Origin of the sequence: Pseudoduganella sp. RAF53_2, assembly GCF_052113985.1 — a bacterium.
Taxonomy (GTDB): domain Bacteria; phylum Pseudomonadota; class Gammaproteobacteria; order Burkholderiales; family Burkholderiaceae_D; genus Rugamonas.
In genome coordinates, this window is sequence record NZ_JBFRDW010000973.1 from 1 (window position 1) to 1470 (window position 1470).

At 52.4% G+C, this 1470-nt stretch carries 2 protein-coding genes; one reads left to right on the forward strand and one right to left on the reverse strand.

The annotated features are described in order from the left end of the window. Window positions 1-79 precede the first annotated feature (79 nt). Window positions 80-412, reverse strand: a complete 333-nt coding sequence (locus AB4Z11_RS31535; RefSeq protein ID WP_442030097.1) for a helix-turn-helix domain-containing protein — start codon at window positions 410-412, stop codon at window positions 80-82. Window positions 413-549: 137 nt separating this feature from the next. Between AB4Z11_RS31535 and AB4Z11_RS31540 the strand changes: the two genes are divergently transcribed. Then, window positions 550-1365: a hypothetical protein gene (locus AB4Z11_RS31540; protein ID WP_442030099.1), complete on the forward strand. Its 816-nt coding sequence runs from the start codon at window positions 550-552 to the stop codon at window positions 1363-1365. The last annotated feature ends 105 nt before the right edge of the window (window positions 1366-1470 follow it).

Here is a 1470-nt window from a genome sequence, read left to right on the forward strand (position 1 = left end):
AGACTTGCGCACTTTTATCAACGGCATGACTGTCGATGGCAACCAAAAGGCGGTGCCCGGCGCCAGCTTCCTGGACAAACTAACTGTTTGAGGCTGCAAGCCAATCTTTCATCAATCGAACAACGTGCTTACGGTCCGACTTAGTCAGACCGTGCCAAAAAAGCACCCATTCGGCTAAATCATCACCGTCACAGTAAAAGTAAGCAGCCGGCACGTTCAACACTTTCGCTAGCTTTGCCGCAACTTCAAATGCCGGCTCATGCGCGCCAGTCTCGTACCTGCTTATCCGGGCACTGGCGACATGCTCGTCGAGGCCAATCGCGACCCCCAATTTGTCTTGGGGAATACCAGCGTTCTTGCGAGCTTCCCGCAGGCGATGTCCGATTAATGATGCCAACTGCTGTTTTGTCATTGCACGAATATCGTAGAATTTGCTTGAGAATTCTCTACGAAATACGTAGTATTTCCCCGTAGTAAGGCACTTTCCCTAAATCGCCAAGCGAGATGCAATGCCTTCGCCCGTGTAGCACTTTCACAATGGAGGAATATTTGAAGCGTGTAATTCTGACCGGAGCGATCTCGATATTTATCTACGGGTGCGCTAGTACGTCCTCGTTGAAAGACTCGTCGGCTTCGTTGACTGGGTATGCGGACAACCGTGTCGGCTATATTTTGTCCAACGGGCGAGAAGTCACAGGGACTCGGGTATGGTCAAATGACAATCAAATTTTGGCCCTGCGAATCAAGGGCCGACTAATCAATGCGAAGGACTTAGACTCAGTTACTGTGACAGAGACCAAACAATCACGCGCGCCTTTGAAAATTACAGTTACGCTGAAGGCTGGCGAAGTCCTGGCTGCCGATGTTCCAGACTGGGGATATGAAGTCGAGTGGGTGGCTTGCACTGCGGCCAAAGTCTGCGAATATCTTGTTCGTGCGCCTTCAGCAGTTCGGCATTTATCGTTCCCAACCTTCCCTGCTTTGTTGTCCGTTGCGACCTTCCCCGCCATCGAGGTTGCTGCTCACAAAGATGGACTTCCAGAGGCTCTTGCAAAATCCGTCCTGACGCATAACCTTGACGACGCATTCGGGTATTCTCAAAGCAGCTACACAATCAAGTTCCAGCCTGTCGACCAAGCATCTGATCTAAAAGGCGCCATCGAAAAGCAGCGCGCCCGGCAGCTGGCCAAGGCTCAATGCATCTCTGAGGCTATGCGGCGAGGTGACGATGAGCGTCAAGCACAAGAAAAGGAGGTTCGCCGACGCGCGCCTCCAGGGAAGGAGAACGAATGGGTAGAAGCTTGGCGGTCATCCAATTCTCCGAGTTTCTGGCGAAGCCAAGCGGAGATGGCCTGCAACCGGTAGACGAAGAACGCCCCCCAGCCTTGAGACAGAGCGCGTTGTATTTTAGGGAGTGAAAAAAAGAGAGCCGGAGCATCAGCGCTTCAGGTAAGTGGCTCCGGCGAATTG

What these genes read in the sequence shown, in the direction of transcription:
- AB4Z11_RS31535 (WP_442030097.1), bottom strand. Translation starts at nt 412, where the DNA reads ATGACAAAACAGCAGTTGGCATCATTAATCGGACATCGCCTGCGGGAA.